18 protein-coding genes are annotated in these 22,518 nt (G+C 68.1%); 7 read left to right on the forward strand and 11 right to left on the reverse strand.

Translation table 11 applies throughout. The features are described 5' to 3' along the window. Positions 1 to 10: 10 nt before the first annotated feature. The 6 genes from NFH66_RS09185 to NFH66_RS09210 form a co-directional block, all read right to left on the reverse strand. Entirely contained in the window at positions 11 to 583 is a 573-nt protein-coding gene (locus NFH66_RS09185) for a BREX protein BrxB domain-containing protein (RefSeq protein ID WP_349610025.1), read from the reverse strand. Next, positions 564 to 1,349, reverse strand: coding sequence for a BrxA family protein (locus NFH66_RS09190; RefSeq protein ID WP_349610026.1), 786 nt, complete (start codon positions 1,347 to 1,349; stop codon positions 564 to 566). Before NFH66_RS09190 ends, NFH66_RS09185 begins: the two co-directional genes overlap by 20 nt. Next, positions 1,346 to 1,843, reverse strand: coding sequence for a BrxE family protein (locus tag NFH66_RS09195; protein ID WP_349610027.1), 498 nt, complete (start codon positions 1,841 to 1,843; stop codon positions 1,346 to 1,348). The genes NFH66_RS09190 and NFH66_RS09195 overlap by 4 nt, the downstream gene beginning before the upstream one ends. A 151-nt stretch (positions 1,844 to 1,994) precedes the next feature. After that, a complete protein-coding gene (locus NFH66_RS09200; RefSeq protein WP_349610028.1) occupies positions 1,995 to 3,515 on the reverse strand; it encodes a Fic family protein in 1,521 nt (506 codons plus the stop codon). A 97-nt stretch (positions 3,516 to 3,612) separates the two neighbouring features. After that, positions 3,613 to 7,083, reverse strand: coding sequence for a DEAD/DEAH box helicase (locus NFH66_RS09205; RefSeq protein ID WP_349610029.1), 3,471 nt, complete (start codon positions 7,081 to 7,083; stop codon positions 3,613 to 3,615). Positions 7,084 to 7,187: 104 nt separating this feature from the next. Next, entirely contained in the window at positions 7,188 to 8,402 is a 1,215-nt protein-coding gene (locus NFH66_RS09210) for a DUF4236 domain-containing protein (protein ID WP_349610030.1), read from the reverse strand. A 134-nt stretch (positions 8,403 to 8,536) separates the two neighbouring features. Here NFH66_RS09210 and mntA point away from each other — a divergent pair, with 134 nt between their 5' ends. Continuing rightward, positions 8,537 to 8,938 (forward strand): type VII toxin-antitoxin system MntA family adenylyltransferase antitoxin, encoded by a 402-nt coding sequence (mntA, locus tag NFH66_RS09215; RefSeq protein ID WP_349610031.1) that lies wholly within the window; start codon positions 8,537 to 8,539, stop codon positions 8,936 to 8,938. A 31-nt stretch (positions 8,939 to 8,969) separates the two neighbouring features. Further along, positions 8,970 to 9,374 (forward strand): type VII toxin-antitoxin system HepT family RNase toxin, encoded by a 405-nt coding sequence (gene hepT, locus NFH66_RS09220; RefSeq protein WP_349610032.1) that lies wholly within the window; start codon positions 8,970 to 8,972, stop codon positions 9,372 to 9,374. On the opposite strand, the gene NFH66_RS09225 is transcribed toward hepT, so the two are convergent. The 5 genes from NFH66_RS09225 to NFH66_RS09245 form a co-directional block, all read right to left on the reverse strand. Next, positions 9,359 to 10,813, reverse strand: coding sequence for a DNA recombination protein RmuC (locus NFH66_RS09225; RefSeq protein ID WP_349610033.1), 1,455 nt, complete (start codon positions 10,811 to 10,813; stop codon positions 9,359 to 9,361). The two genes, hepT and NFH66_RS09225, sit on opposite strands and share 16 nt — an antisense overlap. Continuing rightward, positions 10,813 to 11,703, reverse strand: coding sequence for a DUF7281 domain-containing protein (locus NFH66_RS09230; protein ID WP_349610034.1), 891 nt, complete (start codon positions 11,701 to 11,703; stop codon positions 10,813 to 10,815). The genes NFH66_RS09225 and NFH66_RS09230 overlap by 1 nt, the downstream gene beginning before the upstream one ends. Before the next feature lie 112 nt (positions 11,704 to 11,815). Then, positions 11,816 to 13,051 carry a hypothetical protein gene (locus tag NFH66_RS09235; protein WP_349610035.1) on the reverse strand — a complete coding sequence of 412 codons (1,236 nt, stop codon included), beginning with the start codon at positions 13,049 to 13,051 and terminating at the stop codon, positions 11,816 to 11,818. After that, positions 13,048 to 13,674, reverse strand: a complete 627-nt coding sequence (locus NFH66_RS09240) for a condensin complex protein MksE (protein WP_345741675.1) — start codon at positions 13,672 to 13,674, stop codon at positions 13,048 to 13,050. The genes NFH66_RS09235 and NFH66_RS09240 overlap by 4 nt, the downstream gene beginning before the upstream one ends. Positions 13,675 to 13,700: 26 nt before the next feature. Next, complete coding sequence (locus NFH66_RS09245) at positions 13,701 to 17,378, reverse strand: ATP-binding protein (protein ID WP_349610036.1); 3,678 nt, start codon at positions 17,376 to 17,378, stop codon at positions 13,701 to 13,703. A 182-nt stretch (positions 17,379 to 17,560) separates the two neighbouring features. Between NFH66_RS09245 and NFH66_RS09250 the strand changes: the two genes are divergently transcribed. The 5 genes from NFH66_RS09250 (at position 17,561) to NFH66_RS09270 (ending at position 22,460) form a co-directional block, all read left to right on the forward strand. Further along, positions 17,561 to 18,511: a zinc metalloprotease HtpX gene (locus NFH66_RS09250; RefSeq protein ID WP_349610037.1), complete on the forward strand. Its 951-nt coding sequence runs from the start codon at positions 17,561 to 17,563 to the stop codon at positions 18,509 to 18,511. A gap of 220 nt (positions 18,512 to 18,731) precedes the next feature. After that, positions 18,732 to 19,586, forward strand: coding sequence for a deoxyribonuclease IV (gene nfo, locus NFH66_RS09255; protein WP_349610038.1), 855 nt, complete (start codon positions 18,732 to 18,734; stop codon positions 19,584 to 19,586). 91 nt (positions 19,587 to 19,677) lie between these two features. Next, positions 19,678 to 20,673, forward strand: coding sequence for a TRAP transporter substrate-binding protein (locus NFH66_RS09260; RefSeq protein ID WP_349610039.1), 996 nt, complete (start codon positions 19,678 to 19,680; stop codon positions 20,671 to 20,673). Next, positions 20,674 to 21,204: a TRAP transporter small permease gene (locus NFH66_RS09265; protein WP_349610040.1), complete on the forward strand. Its 531-nt coding sequence runs from the start codon at positions 20,674 to 20,676 to the stop codon at positions 21,202 to 21,204. Continuing rightward, positions 21,201 to 22,460, forward strand: coding sequence for a TRAP transporter large permease (locus NFH66_RS09270; protein ID WP_349610041.1), 1,260 nt, complete (start codon positions 21,201 to 21,203; stop codon positions 22,458 to 22,460). The genes NFH66_RS09265 and NFH66_RS09270 overlap by 4 nt, the downstream gene beginning before the upstream one ends. The last annotated feature ends 58 nt before the right edge of the window (positions 22,461 to 22,518 follow it).

Here is a 22,518-nt window from a genome sequence, read left to right on the forward strand (position 1 = left end):
CACTCCTTCCTTAGCCGCCGACGTGGACCGACCGGTAGTTGCCATCTTCCGGGTAGAAGCCCAGAAACTTGAGCCGCGTCTTGCCGGTGCGCACACCCGGGTAGAGGAATACGGTGGGCACGTGGAAGCGTCCCTGTAGCTGGCCTTCGATGACCCCGATGCGCATGTAGGGGTGCAGCGCCTCCAGGTCGGTCACAAGCAGGATGCTGGCTGGGTTGCCCTCCAGCTCGCTCAGCTTGGCCTCGAGACGCTCCTGCAACGCGCCGTTGGCCACGGCGTTGGCGAGCGACGCATTGGTCTTCTTCCAGTCCAGGGGGTTGCGACGATCGGCGGCCAGCCTGATCCTGCGCATGGGCGCCTGGGTGAGGATCTCATCGACGGCCTCGGCAATCGAGAAGGTGTGGACATCCCAGCCCTCGTTGCCCAGCCGGCTCTTCCAGGCCGCCAGATGACGCTTCACGGCCAGGATCTGCTCCGGGCGAAACACCAGGTAGAAGATCGGCTCGAAGCTGGCGTGGCCGAATTCGCGGCCGTGGCGTATCCGCTCCATCAGCTCGTTGAAGTCAGTATCCAGCGAGGACATCGACCACCTCCTGCATGTTCTTGTGCTGCCAACTGATGTGGGTGACGTCACCGGCGGTCTGCATGATCAGCAGCCCCTCGAGCGAGAGCCGCTTGAACTGCTCCCGCACATCCACGCGCTCCAGGCCGAAGAGCTGCCAGTCGGGATGGTTGAGCACCTGATTGTCGCCCAGATCCTGCAACTTGAGGTCATAGGCCAGGTAGCCGGCCACGCGGGTGGAGAGACGCACGGAATAGAGCCGGCGTGGCCCACGCAGCCGATCCTCCAGCAAGCCGAAGTCGGCGCAGGCACTGAGCAAGTAACCGGACATCCGGCTGATGGTGCTGTCAGCCCAGCGCTTCTGGGTCCTGCCCTCGCGCACGGCATCCTCGACGAAACGCAGCGCATCATCCCGGGAGAGGCTGTTTCGCCCGGAGGTATAGCGCGGCCAGTACACCTCGCGAATGAAGTCGGCAAGGATGACGTTGGCTCGCGCGGTATGCAGCATCAGCAGCTGGCGGCGCTCGTCGCTATCGAGACAGGGAAAGAGCTGCTTCACCGATTCGGCGACACCCGGCTGGCGCAGGTAGCGCGGGGCAAAGCACTCCTTGACGATGTTGAGCAGGCGACGTGCTGTCACCAGGGGAAACTGGCCGGACTCTAGGGCTCGCTCGTATAGCTGCTGAGTAGACATGTCCGGCTCGTAGAGCTCGAGAAGCCGCTGGGTCTCCTCGATCAGCCCCAGGCCGGCCTGCAGCTGGGTAGTGTAGAGAGGCGGCTGACTCACTGCGCCTCCCGCAGGTAGGGATAGGTCTGTATGCCACGCCGGAAGGCGTCCAGGTACAAGCCGGCCATGGTAGCGAGCACGCTGCCGAGATCCTCCCCGAGGTCACCCACCACTACCGGACCTTCTTCTGCCTGCTGAGGCGAGGCCAGCGCCTCCAGCCTCGCCAGGGCACTATCGGGTGAATCCGTGTGGGCGAGGAGCCGCTCACCCTGCTCGCGCTCGGCGATCAGGCTGGCGGCGCCCTGTTCGTAGTGTTCCGGCATGTGGAAGAGGTGCAGGGTGCGGCCCACCCCGATGCGTTCATCGTGGACCCGGCGCGCGGCCTCCAACACACCCTGGTATTGCGCCTGATGAGCGGAACGCCCGAAGACGGGCATCAGGAAGGCCATGGCGGTCTGGCCGAAGAAGTGGGAGCCCCACCAGGCGGGGGACTGCTCCCCCAGGTAGCCGACGAGCACACGCAGCTCGGCCAACTTTGCTGCATCCTTGATCATGTTGTCCCCTGCATTCCCGCGAAGGTGAACGCTAAACCACTGATAAACCTTGGGCTAACGGTAGCCTGATCACCCCTCGTCTTTGTGCATTCATGTTACGCCACGCTAACAAAGCGTGCGAGGCCTGATCAGGCAACCGTAGCCAGCATAGTCATGGGCCAGCGGGCTCACCCTGCTCCTCATCGACAAGCGCCTTCCGGGCTTCCGCTTCGATGGCGTCCAGCACCTCTTCGGGTACCTGGTAGCGAAACTGCTTGCGGCGATTCTTCGAGAGCACGCCGTCATGGCTCAGGCACATCATCACCAGCCGTGACAGATCGCTGCCGCGCACATCGAAACGCGTGTCGATGGCGCGATAGACGCGGTCGAAGCAGGCCAGGTAGCGAGTTTCCGCCTTCAGGTCCTCCCTTAGTGCCTCCCTCGCCATACGCAGCGTGAAGGCCACCGCCTGGGTGGCATCCCAGTAGCGATAGAGGTTTTCGCTCCCCTCGAAGTGGAAATCATGATGGTCGGCATCGATCCAGTTGACCCGCCACTGCTCCCGAGCCGGTGTCGAGAAGGCTTCGAGTGCCGCGAGGTAGTCGCCTTCATGCCGCTTCATGGCGATGGAAATGGGCAGCAGATTGCCACGCGGCAACTCGCCCAGCCGGCACAGCGTATGGTGCAACAGAAACCGGGAGATGCGGCCGTTGCCGTCCATGAAGGGGTGCAGGAGGACGAAGCCGAACGAGATCACGGTGGCGGCGACAAGTGCCGGCACTTGTTCGGCGGGAGATCCGCCCTGCCCCTCGGGCAGCCCATTGGCCCACCCCATGAGCGCATCCATCAATGTCTCACAGAGCCCGGGTGGTGGCGGCAGATAGCTGACACCGATGGCACCCGGCAACCCGTTATGCAGATAGTTCTGTTCATGGCGAAAGGCGGCCGCCTTGTCGAAGGGATTGCTGACAACGCTGTTCTGAAGGGCCACCAGATAGTCTTCATCCAGTGGCTGGCCATCATGTGCCCTGCGCAGCAGTTGCATGAAGCGGTGCTGCTTGTCGGGGGATGGCGATTCGCGCTCGATCTCGAACGAGGACTGCGTCTCGCTGAGATAGGCCCATTGGATGGCGCGATCCAGCATGCCTGGCGGCAGAGACGCCATGAAGTCACGCGCCTCGGCCAGGATATCCTCCCGCAGTAGCGCCTCGATCTCGGGAGTCCGACGCACCACTGGGCAGTATTGGAGGGTGCCCAGGCCATTGACGTCCACACGCCAGCGGCTGTTACGCCTGGCCGGGCCCGTCACGTAGCGCTCAGGGTCGAACAGCGGTACGGCACTGCCCTTGACCGAGGGTTCCAGTGGCAGCGGCTCCACGAAGCTCTCGTACAGGCAAGCCACTCGACGTAGATAGATGCCGTTGGGTGACGCCTCCAGGGCCGCAACAAGCGTCTCGACCGGCAGGTGTGGCAGCGTCTCGGCAAGAATGGCCAGGTCCACGCCCTCATGCTTCAGGGCGAACAGCAGATGCGAAAGCACGTCATCATCTGATGGCGCACGCTCCGGCGGCACGGCAAGCTCTTCCTCGAGCCGCATCAGGCGCGTCACCGGGCGCACTCTCGCCGGGCAGCGCGGCGGCAGGACACCCAGCGCCAGGTGCTGATGAAGGTGCGCATAGCCAACGTTTTTCATCACCATGCCCGGTTAGCGAGATATTTCGTTGACTACAGCAAGAAAATCTTCAGTTCTCAACAAACGCTGGATTTTTTCTTGACCCTGCCCCCGCTCGTTACACCACCGGCGCAAACAGCAGCGCCAGGTCTTCCTCGTCGAACAGTGGGCCGTCGCTCCTTTGCTCGGCCCCACCTTCGAGGATAGAGGCGGCGAGGTCGGCCTTGCGTGCCTGCAGGTCGAGGATGCGCTCCTCCACGGTGCCGGCGCAGACCAGCTTGTAGACGAACACCGGATTCTGCTGGCCCATGCGGTGGGCGCGGCCGGTGGCCTGGGCCTCCACCGCGGGGTTCCACCAGGGGTCGTAGTGGATCACGGTATCGGCGGCGGTCAGGTTGAGGCCGGTGCCGCCGGCCTTGAGGCTGATCAGGAACACAGGGATCTCGCCCTGCTGGAACAGCGCCACCCGTTGGGTACGGGTCTTGCCCGGGGTATCGCCGGTCAGGGTGGTGAAGGGAATGCCGTCCTTCTCGAGGGCGTCACCGATCAGCGCCAGCATCTCGGTGAACTGGGAGAAGATCAGGATCCGCCTGCCCTCCTCCACCAGCGGCGGCACCAGCTCGCGCAGCTGATCGAGCTTGGCCGAGCGCTTCGCCTTGCGTGCGCTGTCCAGCTTGACCAGCCGCGGGTCGCAGCACACCTGGCGCAGCTTGAGCAGCGCATCGAGCATGACGATACCGGAGGCGGCCAGACCGCGCTCGGCGACCGCCTGCTGCACCCGCTGGTGCTGGGCCAGACGCAGGCTCTCGTAGAGCTCGCGCTGGGCACCGCTCAGGGTGACCTCGCGACGGGTTTCGGTCATCTCCGGCAGCTCGGCCAGCACCTGCTGCTTGGTGCGGCGCAGCATCAGCGGGGCGATGCGCCGGGAGAGACGCTGACGTAGCTCGACATCGCTCTCCTTCTCGATGGGGGTGCGGAAGCGCTGTCCAAACCATTGCTGGCTGCCCAAGGCGCCCGGGGCCACGGCATCGAGCTGAGCCCACAGCTCGCCCAGGTGGTTCTCCAGGGGCGTGCCGGTCATGGCGATGGCGCGCTGGGCGTTAAGCTCGCGCACCGCGCGGGCGGTCTGGCTGGCGGCGTTCTTGATCGCCTGGGCTTCGTCGAGCACCAGCAGGCCAAAATCATGTGCGCGCAGGCGCTCGAGATCGCGGATCAGCAGCGCATAGGTGGTCACCGCCAGGTCGGCGCCGGGCAGCGCTTCCTCGAACTGTCGCTCGCGCTGGGCACGGCCGCCCTGCAGGGCCACCACCTTGAGCTCGGGGGCGAAGCGCTCGGCCTCCGCACACCAGTTGCCCACCAGGCTGGTGGGCGCCACCACCAGGGTCGGGCGGGTCAACGCGCCGCGGGCGCGCTCGTCGAGCACATGCGCCAGCACCTGCACCGTTTTGCCCAGGCCCATGTCGTCGGCCAGTATCCCACCGGTGCTTAGCTCCGAAAGGAAGCGCAGCCAGGCGAGGCCGCGCGCCTGGTAGTCGCGCAGCTCGCCGGTAAAGCCGGGTGGCGCCGGCAGGCGGGCGGGCAGCTCGCGCAGGCGCCGGGCCAGGGCGGTGACGTCCTCGCGCCCTGCCCAGCGCTCGTGTTCGGCGAGTGGGGCCACCTTCTCGGCGGCGGTGAGCGGCAGGCGTACGGCCGCCTCGTCATCTTTCTCGTCGCCCAGCCAGTCGAGGATCGGCGCCATCAGCGCGCGCAGCCGGGCAAGGGGCATCACCAGGCGGCGGTTCTCCGGCAGGCTCAAGGTCCAGCTGGCGTCGTCGGCCTCGCCCTCGGCGGGCTCCAGCGGGAAGGCGGGATCCCGGAACAGCCGGCGCAGGATCGGCAGCAGGTTAAGGCGCTCGCCCTCCACCTCGATATCCAGCGCCAGGTCGAACCAGCCGTTGCCGGCCGGCTCAAGCTCGCCGACCCAGTCGTCGGGTTCGACGACGGTGGGTTCCTCGGGGAAGTCATCGCTGAAGTCGACCACACAGCCGGCCTCCCGCAGCTTGGCGATCATCTCCCACCACTCGTCAGGCCCGGCCAGATGGGTCGGCCACTCATTGGCACTGCGCGGCGGCGTGCCTTCGCGCGGCAGCAGCAGCGTCCATTCGGGCAGATCGAGATGCGCCGGCACGGCATCGATCTGCTGCAGGCGCTCCAGGGTCACCATGCCGGGCGGCAGGGTGCGCACCAGGGCCAGCTCCGCCTCGCGGTCGCGCTTCACGGTAAGGTGCTGGCCGTCGCGGAAGGCCTGGTGGGAGTCGCTTTCCTCCGGTGGCACCTCGATGCCGGCGTAGTCGAAGCCCACCACGGCGGCGCCCACCTCGATCCAGTGCGGCACCATGGCGCCGTCCCGGTAGCCCAGTTGCCCGGTGGCGACTTGCAGGGTGGCCTTGAGGCGGGGCGTCACCCCTTCCAGGGTGCGCTCCTCGACTTCCTGGGGGGCCGGCAGCCGCCTGGAAAGGCCCGGGACCCGATGCAGACGCTCAGTCAGCCATCCGCTCATCTCCGGGGGCAGCGGCGGGGCTTGGCGCAGGCACATCAGCAGGTCGGGGTCACCTTCCAGTCGCCCGATGCGACCGCGCCGCTCATCGAGATAGCACAGCTCGGTGCCGGCGCGCACAATCACCGCCTCAGCGGAGATGACGTCCAATGGATCGGTGTCGGCGCGCAGGTGCTGATAGCCCTCGGCGTCAGGCTCCCAAGCCAGGGTCAGCCGACAACTGGGGCCGGGGTCGAGCATGGTGCCGGTCTGCTTGGGATGGAACAGCAGCGGCGGAGTATCGCTCTCCAGCAGCGACCACAGGGCGCGCGCCTGGAAGGCGTGGGTAACACGGCTCCAGCGCTGCTCATTGGCTCCCACATACTGCCGCCGCTGCTCGCCCAGCATAAGCAGCTCCAGCGCCTCTTCCTCATCCGCTGCCAGTCCGTGAGGCGGCCTGGGGGTGAGCCCGCCACCGATGCGGACCATGATGGGTCGCGGCTTGACCCAGCCGTTGCCGCGGCTGCGCTGTTTGGCGGGGCGCAGCCACACCGGCGACACCTGCAGGGTGGGGGCACGCGGGTCAGGGTCAACGTCGAGGAACAGCGCCAGGCGATAGTCACTCTCCAGTTCCTCGACGTAACGCCTGCCGCCAAGTGGCGTCTGGAGCTCGGCAAGCCAGGACTCCCAGCGCTGCTCCAGCAGCGCCGTGTCGTCACGTGGCGGAATGCCATCGGCCTCCAGGTCATCGATGAAGCTCTGGATCACCGCCACCGCATGCTTGCACTGGCGTCCCACCGGGCAGCTGCAGTCGCTGACCACCCCCATGCTGTGGTCATCAGGATCCACCGCGAGACTGGTGAGGTAGCGCCTGTGACCGCTGCCCTCCACCTGGGCCCGCAGCACCAGCATCTCTCGTTCTCGCTCGAGTCGGATTCCGTGACGCACCTTGCCCTGCCGCGCATAGCCACGCCCACGGGTCAGCGAGCGTGGATCGAAGCTGCGCTGCCAGGGGATATCCTCCAGGGTGTGGTAGAGCGTCAGGGCGGGGGCGGCGAGATAGGGGTCCGGCACGATGAGTCCTCACGGCTTGCAGGCAAGGCCGCTATTGGAACGAAACCCGCCGCCGAGAGCAACCAGAGAACCACCCCACGCTACGCCTGACGCCCGGCGTCACCTTACACCAGCTTCAGCGGCTCGATATCCCGGAAGATGCCGGTCCTGGTCATGTCCCGGCGCAGGGTGAAGGCCTCCAGGGCGGCGACCGGGTCGACCTGGTCGAGGCGGTCGAAGCGGATCGCCTGCCACTGGGCGCGGGTGACCTTGACGCTGTAGAGGTACTGGTCGCGCTCGGCGCCGGTGGCGGGGTCGACCACCTGGCGGTAGCCGGAGACCCGCGCCTCCTTGACCCCCGGCAGGCGGACGAACACCGCCCCCATCACGCGGAAGGCGATGCCGTGGACATGGTCGCGGTAGAGCTTGCGCTGGCGGGTATCGCTCAGCCGGCGCGGCGAGAGCTTGAGCTGCTTGGGGGGCATGCCCCAGTAGCGATCGGGCATCTCCTCCTCGCCGGGCAGGTCGATGTCCACGGCGATGGTCGAGATGTCGCTGCCCAGGTCGAAGTCGATCAGCGTCTCCCGCGGCCAGTCGATCTCCTCCAGCCGCTCACGCAGGGTGGCCTCCATCGCCTCCGGATCGTCCCAGACGCCCTCGCTCTCGCGGCGATGGCGGGCGAACTCGGCGGCATCGTGCTCCGCCTTGCGCCACTCCCAGGCGCGGTAGCGCTCGTCGAACTCGGCGCGGTGCCGGCGGTTGTGCGCCTCCCGGGCACGTTTCGCCGGCGGCCACAGCGCATGCCACCAGGCCGCCGGCGGCGGCTGGAACGGCGGCGGGGGCGGCTCGTCGAAGTCGCGCATCGCATAGCCTGTGGCCTCGGGCGCCGGAGTCTCCTCGTGGAGGCGCCCCAGGCGGTCGAGGTCGGCGTTGAGGCGCTCGCAGTGGGCCTGAAGCTGCTCGCGCAGGCTCGCCTCGGCATGGCGACGCACCGCCCGCGCCTCGGCGTCCGACATCGCTGTGCCATCGCCATGGAAGTAGCGGAGCTGGCCGCTCTCGTCGATCTCGAGGGTCAGCGCCAGGCTATCGCCCTCGGCCAGCCGCTGGGCCAGAGCCGAAGCGGCGGCGTCGCGGGTGCCACGCCGCCGGCGATCGGCGCCGGAGAGCTTCTGCCGATAGGAGAGGCCGGTGCCGGGGATCCCGGCATGGCCATGCACGCCGCTCGGCCCCAGGCTGAGGCTGGCACCGCGCGGGCCCAGCGAGAGGCCGAGGCCGCGCTTGCTGAGGTTGAGGCGCACCCCGGGCGCCAGGCGGATGCGACGCTGGAAACGAAAGGCCATCTCGACTCCCTGCTCCCTATGCTGACTTCCTGCGGTGCTACCCCCATGGGCTCAACGGCTGCGTGCCTGCCGCCTGAACCTGTGATGGGGATGGTAGACTGGCGGCAAACCTTCATCACGCCAAGGGATCCACTATGCCGGATATCGACATCTTGCTCGAGGCCCTCGCCGACATGGCCAGACGCGAGCCCAGCATCGCCGTGCTGTGGCTCTACGGCTCCCACGCCAAGGACACGGCGACCGCCCAGAGCGACATCGACCTGGCCGTGGCCTTCCGCGACTTCGAGCAGGATCCGCTGGAGCGGCGCCTGCGGCCCGAGCTGCTGGCTCAGGCCTGGCAGGATGCCCTGGGGCTGGAGGCGGAGCGCCTCTCCATCGTCGATATCAACCTGGCTCCCCTGCCACTGGCCCATGCCGTGATCCGTACCGGAAGGGTGTTGCAGACCAACGACCGCCTGCGCCTGGCCCGCGAGGAAAACCGCATCACTTCGATGTGGGAGCTGGATCACCTCTACCATCAGCAGCAATTCGCCTGACGCCTCAGGTACCGACCACAGGACCCCCGCGATGGACCCCGAATACATCGATGCCATGGGCGAGCACCTGGCGACGCTTGCCGAAGAGCTGGAGCAGCTACATGAGGCGTCCACGATGGCGAACGGTCTCAACGCCCTGCTCTACCGCGCCGCCGAACGCAACCTGCAGCTGCTGACGGAGGCCTGCATCGGTATCGCCAAGCAGCGCCTCAAGTCGCAGGGCTGCGTTGTTCCGAGCGATGCCCGCAAGGCGTTCGACAAGCTGCGCGAACAGGGACTCGATGCCAGCGACGTCCCCTGGAACAAGGTGATCGGGCTGCGCAATGCGCTGGTGCACGACTACCTCAACCTCGATGCCGCGATCGTCGAGTCCATCATCCACCAGCGAGAGTATCGCCGGCTGCTCGACTTCGCCAAGGTTCAGCTCCGCGCCTGATCGTCGCTCCGCTCATCACCCGACGTGGCGGTGCCCACCTCGAGCCGGGCGCGCTCCAGCACCTCGGCAGGCAGCTCCTTCTTTACCGCCACGCCCAGTTCGCGGAACTCGCTGGCCTGCTTGACCAGGTTGCCACGGCCGTTGACCAGCTGCCCCAGCGCCCGGCCGTAGCTCTCCCGGGCGCCGTCGAGCTTGCGCCCCACGTCCTGCATGCTGTCGAGGAAGGTGGCGAGCTTGCTGTGGAAGCGCTCGGCCTTGCGGGCCAGCTCGGCGCTGTGGCGGCTCTGGTTCTCGAAACGCCACAGCTGGCCGACGATATTCAGGCTGGTGAGCAGCGTGGTGGGAGTGGCTACCAGCACGTTGCGCTCGATGGCGCGCTGGTAGAGGGTGGCGTCGTGGCGCAGCGCCTCGATATAGGCCGACTCCACCGGGATGAACATGATCACCACCTCCGGCGAGTTGAGCCCCGGCAGGTCGTAGTAGTGCTTGTCGGCCAGCTCCTCGATGCGCTCGCCCACCGCCCGGGCATGGGCGGCCAGTGCCCGCTGGCGGGTCGGCTCGTCCTCGGCGTTGACGTACTCAAGATAGGCGGCAAGCGAGGTCTTGGCGTCGATCACCAGGTGGCGCCCCTCGGGCAGGTAGACCAGCGCATCGGGGCGACGCTTGCCCGCCTCGGTGGTGAAGCTCTTCTCGCGCTGGTAGTCCTCGCCGGGGCGCAGGCCGGCGCTATCGAGCACGTTCTCCAGCATCAGCTCGCCCCAGTTGCCCTGGACCTTCTTCTGCCCCTTGAGCGCCTCGGTCAGCTGGGCGGCCTGGTCGGTGATATCGCGATTGAGCTGCTGCAGGTGCTTGAGCTCGGTGGTCAGGCTGGCGCGCTGGGCGGTCTCCTGGTGGTGGAGGGTCTCGACCTTCTCGCGGAAGCCCTTGATCTCCTCCTGGAAGGGCTTGAGCAGCCCCTGCAGGTTGCGCTCGGAGAGCGACGAGAAGGCCCTGCCCTTCTGCTCCAGCAGCTCGTTGGCGAGGTTCTCGAACTCCACCTTGAGCTGACCCTTGCTCTCCTCCATCCACTGAAGCTGGCGGGCGAAGTGCGCCTCCTTCTCTTCCAGGCGGGTGGTCAGCTCGCCATGGGTCTGCTTGAGCGCATAGTAGGCCTCGCGCAGGCGCTGCATCTCGTGGGCCTGCTCGCGGTTCGCCTCGCGCTGTGTCTCCACCTCGCCTTCGGCCACCTGCAGCGCCACCGTCTGCTCGCGGGCCTCCAGCTGCTGGGCATGCAGCTCGCCACGCATGGCCTCCCGCTCGCGGCGTGCGTTGCTCAGGCGACGTTGCTGGAGGGCGAAGGCGATCACGAGGCCCGCTGCGAAGGTGGCCAGCCCCAGGATCAGCTGGGTCGTGTCGAGTGTCTGCAGGAGTTCCACGGTGGCGTCTTCCGGTTGGGGCATCAGGGAGTCGGGCGGGGGTGCAGCGGCACCGCGACCCAGTCGTCGGCGCTGCCGAACCACTGCTGCAGCAGGCCGCGCTGCTCACCGAGCAGGATGGCGAGATAGCGAACCAGCGGATGCTCCTCGGGCAGTCGCGTAGCATGCTGGCGCAGCGCCGCCTGGTAGCGCTGTTGCTCAGGGGGCAGCTGCTGGGCATTGGCACGCTCGGCCACCAACTCAAGGGGTGGCAACAGCTGGTGGCTGGCACCGCGCTCCAGGGCAATGCTCACCCCCTTGGCATCGAAGTCGCCCAGGTAGAGGTGCGGCCGACCGCTGGCGGCCCAGTCGGTGGCCAGGTCGGTGAAGCCGCCGCCATAGAAGCTATCGCCGCGGTAGAGCACCAGCGGGCGCGGCCAGGGCGAGAGTGCCGGCAGCGTGTCGGGCAAGCCGTAGAAGCTGTCGAGGTTCTCGACCTGCACCAGGGCGTCGAAGGCGGCGAGGTCGAGATCGCGACGATCGAGATCGAGGCAGTCGTGCGCCCGGCAAGCGACCCCGGGACGGCTCACCGCCGGCAGGCTGGCCAGCACCCGCCGCTCGCGCGGCTTCTCGCGCACGCCCTTCGCCTCACGGTTGCCGAGCTCCGCCTGCTCGGCGGTGGAGAGGCCGGAGAGCCTGGCGGCGATGGCGGGCTCGCCCAGGGCGTCCAGGGCCTCGTCGATGCGGTCCAGCAGCTCACGGTCAAGCACCAGGCGGGCATGGGTGAGGCGCGCACCGAGTTCGATATCGTGCGCCTGGCACCAGGCCACAATCTGGTCGACCGCCCTGCCCCGGCGTTTCTCCACCACGGGCTCGCAGCGGAGCCTTTCGGCGGCATCGCGAAGCAGGTTGCGGGCGCTTGTGGTCAGGTGCAAGGGGGTCTCCTCCTATATCGGGCGCCTGCGGCGCCATCGCGCAGGATCTGCGCTCCTACAGTCAGGCCTTCCGCCTGTGGGAGCCCGATTTATCGGCGATCAAGTCCGTCCGTCAGGCAAGCTGCAGGGTGACGTCGTGGATCAGCCGGACATGATTGTAGCGGCTCGCCTGGCTCTCCTGCTGGCTGAGGCGGAAGGCGCGCTGCTCGCTTCTGGGTAGCCCCTGGAATTCGGCGATCACCTGGAACAGCCAGATCTCCTCGCTCCACTCGTACTCCCCCTGCTGCAGGAACTCCAGGGCGCTGAGCCCCTCGCCGCCGTCCACCACCGCCAGATAGAAGCGCTCCACGTCCTCCTTGAGGGCCTGCTGGCGAGCGGCCACGAGGGTGTCCTCCTGAGGCGCGGCGGCCCCCGCGGCGGTCACCGGTTGCGGGCGCGGAGCGGGCCGCGGCAGGCGGTGCAGCAGTTCGCCGAGCACACGGCTATCGGGGTGGTGGTCCAGGGCGGCGGCACCGGCGGCGACCAGCGGGGCGGCGCGGTTGACCAGTGCCGGCACCTCGCCGCGCCGGGCGTAGTTGCCGGGCACGAAGCCGGGGTGCTCACGCAGGAAGCCGGCCATGCCGGCCACCAGGCGGCTGCGCGACTGCTGCTGGCGGAAGCGCGCCATCAGCTCGACCAGGCGCCGCTGTACCTCGCGCAGGCTGGTGTAGTGCTGGGTAAGCTGCTGCTGCAGGCCGCTGACCAGCAGCTTGCGCAGGGCGCCGTCGCTGCCCACCAGCTCGATCAGCTCGTCGAAGTCGATCAGCGCCAGGCCGTCGAGCAGGCGCACGATCTGCTTCTGGGCGCGCTGGTTCTCGCGGATCTTGTCGCCCAGGCGGCTGACGAAGCCGAAATCGCCGTTAAGGCGTCGCCACAGGCTGTCGATGGCATCGGCGAAGCGGCCATTGAGATCATCCACCTCCTGGCGCAGGTGCAGCAGCTGCTGTTCCTGGCGCCAGTACTCACCGCCGTCGCGGACCTCGCGGTAGCTCTGCACCAGGCTGCGCAACAGCTCCAGGGTCTCGGCCACATCGGCGTTGACGTGGCGGCGGCTCTCGTCGGCGAGCATCTCGGCGATCAACTCGCGCACCTTGGGTGTGAGCTTCACCCCGCCCTGCTCATCCGGCCGCCACAGGATGCGTGCCGCCAGCAGCCGGTTGAGGGCGGTGGTGCTCAGCCCCTCCAGCGGCACCTCGTCCCGGGCGTAGCCCGCCATCAGCGCCTCGGCGTGCTTGCCCAAAAGCGCCAGGCGCTCGACCCCGGTGCTGACCAGGCGGCTCTCCAGGGCGTGGGGATGGTCGACACTCACAGCAGGCTCTCCTGGCCGCTCGGCGCCTGGTCATCCACCGGCAGGTTCTCCTCGTCGCGGATGAAGCGCGCCAGGTCGATGAGGTAGTCGATCTTGGCGGTGACCAGGTAGTACTGGCGGTCGGCATGGGGCTGGAGCAGGTAGCCGTGCTCCTTGAGCCGCTTGAACACCTGCTTGAGCTGGGCGTCGAGCTGGTCGCTCTGGGAGCCGAAGAAGGGGTCGCTGGCCAGGCGCTCGAGACGCTCGCGCAGCCCCTGGTTGTCCTCGCAACGCGAGCTGAAGTCGGCGGGCTTGAGCACCTCTCCGGGCGCGGCCGGCCCGTCGCGCCCCAGCGCCTCCTGGACCAGCTGCAGCCACTCCAGCAGCGGCAGCAGGCTCGCCACGGTCTCGCCCAGCTGCCGCGACAGCTGCTCCCGGGCAGCCTCATCGAGCACACGCCAAGCCAGGAAATAGACGCTGCCCTCGTCGTTGCTGGCCAGGCGGCGGTTGAGCGGGCGCAGGTAGGCGTCGATCCGCTCGCGGGTCTCATCGTCCTGCAGGCGGCGAAAGGCGCCCTCGTCGCTCACCGCGCAGATGAACTCGCCGGCCAGCAGGCGCTCCAGCAGAGGACCGAACTCCACCATGGAACGCTCCATCGGGGTATGTTCACTCATGATGCCGCCTCCTCGGCGCGGGCCTGCAGGCGCTGGGCCAGGCGGCTCAGGCGCGGCTCGATGCGCTTGAGACGGCGCTTGGCTGGGGCGGCCTCGTCACGGTCGATCAGGTAGCGATTGTGGAACAGCAGCAGCACGTCCGACTCCGGATTGGGGAAGGCGCCGACGATATGGATGCGGTTGTTGTCACAGGCGTCGAACAGCTTCTCGACGTTGTGGTAGGCCAGGGTGCCGATCTCGTCGATGGGCCAGTGGATGGCGATCTCGGCCGGGCCACGCAGCAGTCGGGTGAAGGCGAGAAGGAACTTGCACAGGATCAGGTAGGCCATGCCGTGGCTGGAGGACTCCAGCAACTGGCGGTCGTTGCGGATCACCAGGTCGGTGCCGCCCTCGTTGAGGTGCAGCTCCAGGCGCAGCAGGCTCTCGAAGCTGTACTGCTGGTCGCTGCGCAGCAGCTCCACCACGTCGGCCAGGGCATCCAGGTAGTCGTCGCCGGGGAGCGGCTGACCCGAGTCGCGCCACTCGCGGTAGCGCTGGGCGAAGCGCTTGAGCGGCTCCCAGAAGCCCAGCTCATCGATGGTCGACTGGATCCTCACCTCGGCGCGGCCGATGCCCTCGAGCACCAGGTCGTCGGCCACCTCGTCGGAGAGGCGCCGGCTCTGGGCGCTGATGCGCCGGTTGAGATCGCTGAATACGGTGAAGAACTTGTCGAGGTCGTCGGAGAGGTTGCGCCCCTCCTGCAGCAGCTGCTGCTGTTGCCCCTCGAGCAGCTGGAGCATGCCGGCGATCACCGGCAGCAGGCGGCGCGGGCTCTCGCCGTCGAGCCGGGCGCGTTCGGCCGCCAGGGTGGCCTGGAAGTCGGCGCTGGCTCCCTTGATCAGCTCGGACTCGAGCTTCTCGCAGCCACGGCGCAGGGCATCGAGCTCACGGGCGTGGTCGGTGAGACCCTGGCGCAGGCGCTCGATGCGCTCCTCCACATCCCCCGGTGCCTCGCCGAGGGGCTCGGGAGCCGGCTCCAGGGCCAGGGTTTCCAGCTTGGCGAGCAGCGGCGCAAGCGTCTCCACCCGCATCCTGGCCGCGTCGCGGCGAGTGGCCAGCTCGCCCACCGCGGCCCGGTGTTCGCCCCGGGCGGCGCGGAAGTCGGCCCGATGCTGCTCGCGCTCACGCTCCAGGGCATCCCGGTCGCGGGCAAGCTCGGCCTCCTTCGCTACCAGGCGCGGCTTGCGCTCGCCCCACTCCACGCGCATGAAGCGCGCATAGGCGTCGAGCTCCTCACGGCGCGCCTCGGTGTCACGCATGCGCTTGCCCAGCGCCTCCAGGCGGGAGCGGGTGTCACGCACGGTCTCGGGGTCGACCCCCTGCGCCGCCAACTCGCGATCGAAGGCGGCGGTGAGCTCATCACGCTGGCGGCGATTCTCCGCTCGGTGGTCGTCCAGCTGGCGGCGGTACTGGGCGATCTGCTGGTCGACGCCGGCCAGCCGCCCCTGGAAGTCGGCGGCAAGCTCCAGGCGTTGGGCACGGTGGCCGTCGGCCAGCGCCTCCAGCGCCTGGCGCTGCTCGTCACGCAGCGCCTGGTGGGCGGCCTCCTGCTCCGCCAGCGTCTGCTGAGCGCTGGCCTTGCGCGCCTGCTGGGCGACGGTGTGGCGCTGCTGGCACTGGCTGCGGGCCTGCAGGGCGTAGTCCACCTCCTCGGCGGCACGCCGGCGGGCGGCGCGCGCCCGCTCGAGGCGGGCATCGGCCTCCTGCACCTTGTGGTGGCCACTGCGCAGCGCCTTCTCGGCGGCCGCTTCGGCCTCCTCGGCCTGGGCCAGCGCCTGCTCGGCGGCCGCGATCTCGGCCAGCAGGCTGACCTCGTCCTGGGCGTAGTCGGGCGGCGCGATGGCCGAGAGATCCAGGGCGAGCCCGAACAGGTCGTCACTGCCACCCTCGTGGCACTGGGGAGCGAGGTCGCGGCGCTCCAGCAGCTCCGGGGCGATCACCTTGCCCAGGCTCTGCTCCCAACCCGGGCGGTGATGGCGCAGGAAGTGGCGTAGGCTGCCCTGGGCGGGGTCACGCTGGATCCGCAAGTCGTCGAGGTGCCCGCGGGCACGCGACAGCTGGGTGCGGGCCAGCTCCAGGTCGCGCTCGGCCAGTCCCCGGGCCTGGCGGCACTCATCGAGCTCGCCACGCAGCGTCTCCACGCTGCCGGCGGCGGCGCTCTGTTCGCTCTGGGCCTGGTCGACCCGGGCCTGGGCCTGCTCCGCCTCGTGGATCTCCTCCGCGCTCTGGGCGGTGTGCGCCAGCTGCGCCTTGAGCTCGGCGAGCCGCACGGTCATCTGCTCCAGGCGGGCACCATAGTCGTCATCCAGGGCCTGGCGGCGAGCCTGGTAAGCGGCCTCCAGGCGCCCCTCGGCCTCGCTCTGCTGGTCGCGACAGGTCTCCTTCTCCTCCCCCAGGGCATCGATCAGCGCCTGGAGCTCGTCGCGGCGCGACTCGAGCAGGTCGCCCAGCTCCACCAGGCGCGCCTCCAGCTTGGCCTTGCTCTCCTTGACCGCTTGCTGCATCAGCTCCAGGTGATCGCGCAGCTGTTGCTGCTGCTCGCGCCACTGGGGCAGCGCCCTGAGATCCTGCTCCAGGCCCGGCATGTCGGCCGCCTCGAAGGCCTCGTACTGATGCTGCAGATCATCGAGCACGCCGCGGGTCTGGTCGAGCTCGCTGTCGACCCGGCTGGCGCGGTCGTTGAGGGCATCACGACGCTCCTGGTAGGCCGTCTCGCGGTCCTGGAAGTCGCGCTGGCGCTGCTGGATCTCGGCCTCATGCTCGGCCTGGTCCCGCGCGGCCCGGTGGCGGTCGGCCTCCAGCTGGGGCCTGAGCTGCCATAGCGTGGCCTCGAGGTCGGCGATTGCGCGGTCCAGGCGTTCGAGCTCGGCCAGCGAGCGCTGCAGCGGCTCCAGGCGCATGGATTGGCGCATGCGGGCGATCCACTCGCGCGCCTTGGTGTTGCGGATGCGGGTCACCGGCAGTTCGACGCCATCCTCCTCGAAGATCGCCGCCAGCATGGTCTTGAGGGTGTCCATCTTGCCCTCCTTGGCATGCACCGCCGAGACCAGCTTCTCCATATGCCGGATGCGCTGGCCGGGTCGCACCAGGCTGAAGCGGGCGGCCACCTGGCGCAGACGCAGTCCCTCCTTGCGGTTGCCCCTGGCCGGGCTCCCGGCCTGGGTAAAGTCGTTCTGGATCACCGCGCGATACTCCGTGGTGGCCCCCAACTTGGGCGAGACCGACACGCCCCGCCGGCGCAGGCCGTTGGCCCACTGGGCATAGTCCAGGGCAGCCACGCCGGCCTCGCTCTCGACCAGGTAGTCCTCGGGGCGGTAGGCATCGCCGACGAAGCGGTACTCGACCCCGCCCTCGCTGCGGCGGGTCAGCACCGCCTGGCACACATCGCCCTCCTCGCGGCGATACTCGTAGACGAGGTAGCTGTTGCGATGCGGCAGGTAGAAGGCGTCGAACTTGAGGCGCGTGCGCGGCACCACCTTGTTGGGCAACTCGCCATAGAATACCGGCACCAGACGCTGCAGGGTGGTCTTCCCCGAAGCGTTGGTACCACAGATGTTGGTGTGGCCATCCACACTGAGCTCGACCACGCCCTCGAGGTGGCCGTGGATCATCACGATGCGAAGCAGCTGAGCCATATCGCGTCCCTGGTCGTTTGGCATGGCGGTGCCGGGTATCACCGGCGAGCGCACATAGTGCCGGAGCGACGCAGGCTTCTCAATTGAGTCTGCAGGACGCAGGGCAGACGCGGGGCCAACACACGCCAGGAGGTGCCATCACGCCATCCGGCGCGCTAACCTGTCCGTATCAGGAGGATACGATGCCCTCTCTTACCGCCCAGCGTCTGCACAACACCTTCCAGCACCTGCTGATCCTGGCCGGCATGTCGTTGCTGCTCGCGGTGCCCGCCTGGCTGCTCGCCGGAAGCGCGGGGGTGCTGTGGACCTTCGGCCTGGTGATCCTGACCCTCTACCTCGGCGGCCGGGTGCCGGCGCGGCTGGTACTGGCGCGCACCGGTGCCGGCGTGCTGCACCGTCACCAGGCGCCGCAGCTCTACCGCGTGATGGACCTGCTCTATCGCCGGGCGGGGCTCAGCCAGCAACCCTGGCTATTCTATGTGCCTTCGTCGGATCTCAATGCCTTCGCCGTGGGGGATGCCGAGGACGGCGGCATCGCCATCACCGAGGGCTTGCTGCACGGCCTCTCCCTGCGCGAGCTGGCCGGGGTGCTGGCCCACGAGGTCAGCCACCTGCGCCACGGCGACACCCGGGTGATGTCCATGGCCGCCACCATGACGCGGCTGACGGTGTGGGGCGCCTTCCTGGTGCAGCTGGCGCTGATCGCCATGCTCCCCCTGGCCATGGCCGGCGAGCTCCGCATGCCGTGGCTGGAGCTGATGGTGGTGGGCCTGGCCCCCCTGGCGAGCACCCTGCTGCAGCTGGCGCTGTCACGCAACCGCGAGTTCACCGCCGACCTCGAGGCCAGCGTGCTGACCCGGGACCCCCAGGGACTCGCCGACGCCCTGGCGGCCCTGGAGCGACGCAACGGGATGTGGCTCGCGTCCCTGTTCGGCCGCCGACAGCTACCAGGCTGGCTGTACTACCTGCAGACCCACCCGCCGACGGATGAGCGGGTGCGACGCCTGATGGCACTGGCCTCGCGCCAGGGCCCCCGGCCGCTCTCCTCGCGCCCCTATCGACCCAGCCAGCCGCTGGTGGAGACGCGACCGAAACGCCAGGGGCATCGCTACTGGCTGGGCCGCCGGCGCTAGGCTATGTCCGAAAACTGGCTGCGCTCGGCCATACGGCGTTAAAAATCGACTCAAAGTACTCATTTACACCCCGTAAACTCCGTCTTTTCGCCGATTTTTGCCTTGTTTGACCTTCGCTCGCCGACTTTTCAGACAAAGCTTAGTGCCCCGAGGGCCATGGCACCCACAGGGCCGTAGCACCTACAATGCTGGCCTTGCCCAGTCACCCGGAGAGCATCCAGTGAAGTACATCGGAGCCCACGTCAGCGCCGCCGGCGGGGTCAACCAGGCGGTCGCGCGCGCCGTCGAAATCGGCGCCAACGCCTTCGCGCTGTTCACCAAGAACCAGCGCCAGTGGAAGGCCAAGCCCCTCGACGAGGAGGTCATCGTCGCCTTCCGCGACGCCTGCCGGCGCCACGGCTTCGGCCCCGGCCAGATCCTTCCCCACGACAGCTACCTGATCAACCTGGGCCACCCCGAGGCCGAGGGGCTCGCCAAGTCGCGCGCCGCCTTCCTCGAGGAGTTCCGTCGCTGCGAGCAACTGGGCATCGATCGCATCAACTTCCACCCCGGCAGCCACCTGCGCAAGATCAGCGAGAGCGACTGCCTGGCCCGCATCGCCGAGTCGATCAACCTGGTACTCGCCGACACCACAGGCGTCACCGCGGTGCTCGAGAACACCGCGGGCCAGGGCAGCAACCTGGGCTGGCGCTTCGAGCATCTCGCCGAGATCATCGAGGGGGTCGACGACAAGACGCGCGTCGGCGTCTGCCTCGACACCTGCCACGCCTTCGCCGCCGGCTACGACCTGCGCACCCGGGAGGCGACCCTGGCCATGCTCGACGAGTTCGCTGCCGTGGTGGGCATCGACTACCTGAAGGGCATGCACCTCAACGACGCCAAGAGCGAACTCGGCAGCCGGGTGGACCGCCACCACAGCCTGGGCCGGGGCAATATCGGCACGGCGTGCTTCACCGCCCTGATGCAGGACCCGCGCACCGACAACATGCCGCTGGTGCTGGAAACCATCGAGCCCGCCATCTGGGCCGAGGAGATCGCCTGGCTGCGCGGACAGGCCGCCGCGTTGGCCCAGTGACGCCTCGGCAAGATTGACCACGGCGCGCGGCGCGGTGCATTCTTTCCGGCGCTGGACTTCGCAACACGCTGACACCAAAAGGAAACCAACAATGAAAAGCTTTGCACGCAGCTCGCTGGCAGTGGGCATCTCCCTGGCCGTGATGGCCTCTGCCAACGCGTCGGATCTCGCCGACATGGACCCGGTCACCCTGCGCCTGGCCCACGTGGTCAACGAACAGGATGGCTTCCATATCGCCGCCATGAAGTTCGAGGAGCTGGTCGAGGCGCGCACCGAGGGCAAGGTGGATATCGAGCTCTATCCCAACGCCAGCCTGGGTGACGAGCGCACCCTGCTCGAGGGCATGCAGATCGGCACCGTGGACATGGGCGTGATCACCAACGGCCCGGTGGCCAACTTCCTCGAGGAGATGGCGGTGTTCGAGCTGCCCTTCCTCTTCCCCAGCCCCGAGGCCGCCTATGCAGTGCTCGACGGCGAGATCGGCCAGGAACTGCTGGACCGGCTCAGCGAGGTCAACCTCAAGGGCCTGGCCTACGCCGAGCGCGGCTTTCGCAACCTGACCAACAGCGAACGCGCCGTGACCTCTCCCGCGGACATCGAGGGCCTGCGTATCCGCGTGATGGAGAACCCGGTCTACGTCGACACCTTCCGCGAGCTTGGCGCCAACGCCGTGCCCATGGCCTGGACCGAGGCCCTCACCGCCATGCAGCAGGGCACCATCGACGGCCAGGAGAACCCGGTCAACGTGATCCATTCGTTCAAGTTGAACGAGACCCAGGGCCATATGACGCTGTCGCGCCACACCTATGCGCCGGCGCTGTTCGTGATGGGCATGCCGTCCTGGAACGCCCTGCCCGAGGCCGCCCAGGAAGTGGTCGAGCAGGCCGCCCAGGAAGCCGCCGAGCACGAGCGCAGGATCAACGCCGAGATGCAGGCCGAACAGCTCGCCGAGCTGCGCGAGGCGGGCATGCAGATCGTCGAGGAGCCCGACATCGCCGCCTTCCAGCAGGCCGTGGCCCCGGTCTACGCGCAGTACGGCGAGCAGTTCGGCGACTACCTGCCGCGCATCCAGGAGGCCCTGAAGTAAGTGCCCGACCTCGCCCATTCCCTGCTGCGACCGCTGCGCTGGAGTGAGCGCGCCCTCGACGCCGCCATCGCCCCCGTGGTCTTCACGGCGATGGCGGCGTTGATCGGTGTGATCACCCTGCAGATCGTCTCGCGGGTATTCTTCACCGCGGTGGGCTGGACCGAGGAGGTCGCCCGCTTCCTGCTGGTCTGGATCACCTTCCTGGCCGCCACCCTCGCCTTTCGCCGCGGCCGGCATATTGCCGTGACCTTCGTGGTGGACGCCCTGCCCGGGCTGCCCCGGCGCCTGGCGCGCATCGCCGCCCTGCTGGTGTCGCTGGGCTTCCTGCTCGGGCTGGTCACCATCGGCTGGGAGTACATGCAGGTGCAGAGCTTCCAGAAATCCGCCTCACTGCGCCTCTCCATGACCTGGGTCTACGCGGTGATCCCGCTCTCCGCGGCGATCATGGCCTGGTATGCCCTGGTGGACATCGCCGGCCTGGCACTGGGCGATGACCCCGTGCCACACGCCGACGACGAGGAGCAGCCATGACCGCGCTGCTCTTCGTGCTGTTCCTGGTCTTCATGCTGCTGGGGGTACCCATCGCCCTGGCCATCGGCGCCAGCACCCTGGCCGCGCTGCACGCCCAGGGCGTGCCGCCGATGGTGGTGACCCAGCAGATGTTCCAGGGCATCAACTCCTTCGCCCTGGTGGCGGTGCCGATGTTCGTGCTGGCCGGCGACCTGATGGCCCAGGGCAAGGTCAGCGAGAAGCTGGTGGCCTTCGCCGATGCACTGTTCGGCTTCCTCAAGGGCGGGCTCTCCATCGTCTCGGTGGGTGCCGGCATGTTCTTCGCCGCCATCTCGGGCTCCGGGGCCGCCACCACCGCGGCGGTGGGCGCAAGCCTGGTGCCGGAGCTGCGCAAGAAGGGCTACGAGCCCGCCTCGGCGGCCAGCCTGATCGCCGCCAGCGGCACCATCGGCGTGGTGATCCCGCCCTCGGTGCCGATGATCATCTACGCGGTGATCGCCCAACAGTCGGTGTCGTCGCTGTTCCTGAGTGGCATCCTGCCCGGTATCGCCATGGGGCTGGGCCTCGCCACCATCGCCATCGTGCAGGCCTACCGCCGCAACTATCCACGCGGCACCGCCCTCTCGGCCGCCACCATCTGGCGCACCTTCAGGAGCGCCAGCTGGGGCCTGATGACACCGGTGATCATCCTCGGCGGCATCTTCTCGGGGGTCTTCACCCCCAGCGAGGCGGCGGTGGTAGCGGTCAACTACGCCCTGCTGGTGTCGCTGTTCATCTACCGCGACCTGCGCCTGGCCGACGTCTACCGCATCCTGATCCGCTCGGCCATCACCACCTCGGTGATCATGCTGGTGATCGCCACCTCGGCGGTACTCAGCTGGACCCTCTCCAGCTGGCAGGTGCCCGGCGCCATCGCCCAGGCGGTGCTGTCGCTCTCCACCGACCCGCTGGTGATCATGCTGCTGGTGGTGGCGGTGATCCTGCTCACCGGCGTGTTCATCGAGACCGCCAGCGCCCTGATCATCCTCACCCCGGTACTGCTGCCGCTGGTCACCCAGCTGGGCATCGACCCGATCCACTTCGGCCTGATCATCGTGGTGGGCCTTGCCATCGGCATGATCACCCCACCGGTGGCGATCAACCTCTACGTGGCCTCCTCGGTCACCCAGCTGCCGCTGGAGCGTATCACCCGGGCGATCATCCCCTATCTGCTGGGGCTGATCGCGGTGCTGCTGCTGGTCGTCTATGTGCCGATCCTGGCCGGCTGGTCGGGTTAAGCGGCCTTTACCCGGACCGTGAATGAGTGCTCTGAGTCGATTCTTAACGCCGTCTGGC

Origin of the sequence: Halomonas sp. H10-9-1, from assembly GCF_040147005.1 — a bacterium.
In the GTDB taxonomy this organism is placed as follows: domain Bacteria; phylum Pseudomonadota; class Gammaproteobacteria; order Pseudomonadales; family Halomonadaceae; genus Halomonas.

Coding starts and splice junctions, on each gene's coding strand:
- NFH66_RS09225 (WP_349610033.1), bottom strand. CDS start 10,813: ATGCCCCAACCGGAAGACGCCACCGTGGAACTCCTGCAGACACTCGAC.
- mntA (WP_349610031.1), top strand. CDS start 8,537: ATGCCGGATATCGACATCTTGCTCGAGGCCCTCGCCGACATGGCCAGA.
- NFH66_RS09260 (WP_349610039.1), top strand. CDS start 19,678: ATGAAAAGCTTTGCACGCAGCTCGCTGGCAGTGGGCATCTCCCTGGCC.
- NFH66_RS09200 (WP_349610028.1), bottom strand. CDS start 3,515: ATGAAAAACGTTGGCTATGCGCACCTTCATCAGCACCTGGCGCTGGGT.
- NFH66_RS09240 (WP_345741675.1), bottom strand. CDS start 13,674: ATGGTGGAGTTCGGTCCTCTGCTGGAGCGCCTGCTGGCCGGCGAGTTC.
- hepT (WP_349610032.1), top strand. CDS start 8,970: ATGGACCCCGAATACATCGATGCCATGGGCGAGCACCTGGCGACGCTT.
- NFH66_RS09195 (WP_349610027.1), bottom strand. CDS start 1,843: ATGATCAAGGATGCAGCAAAGTTGGCCGAGCTGCGTGTGCTCGTCGGC.
- NFH66_RS09245 (WP_349610036.1), bottom strand. CDS start 17,378: ATGGCTCAGCTGCTTCGCATCGTGATGATCCACGGCCACCTCGAGGGC.
- NFH66_RS09210 (WP_349610030.1), bottom strand. CDS start 8,402: ATGGCCTTTCGTTTCCAGCGTCGCATCCGCCTGGCGCCCGGGGTGCGC.
- NFH66_RS09185 (WP_349610025.1), bottom strand. CDS start 583: ATGTCCTCGCTGGATACTGACTTCAACGAGCTGATGGAGCGGATACGC.
- NFH66_RS09270 (WP_349610041.1), top strand. CDS start 21,201: ATGACCGCGCTGCTCTTCGTGCTGTTCCTGGTCTTCATGCTGCTGGGG.
- NFH66_RS09250 (WP_349610037.1), top strand. CDS start 17,561: ATGCCCTCTCTTACCGCCCAGCGTCTGCACAACACCTTCCAGCACCTG.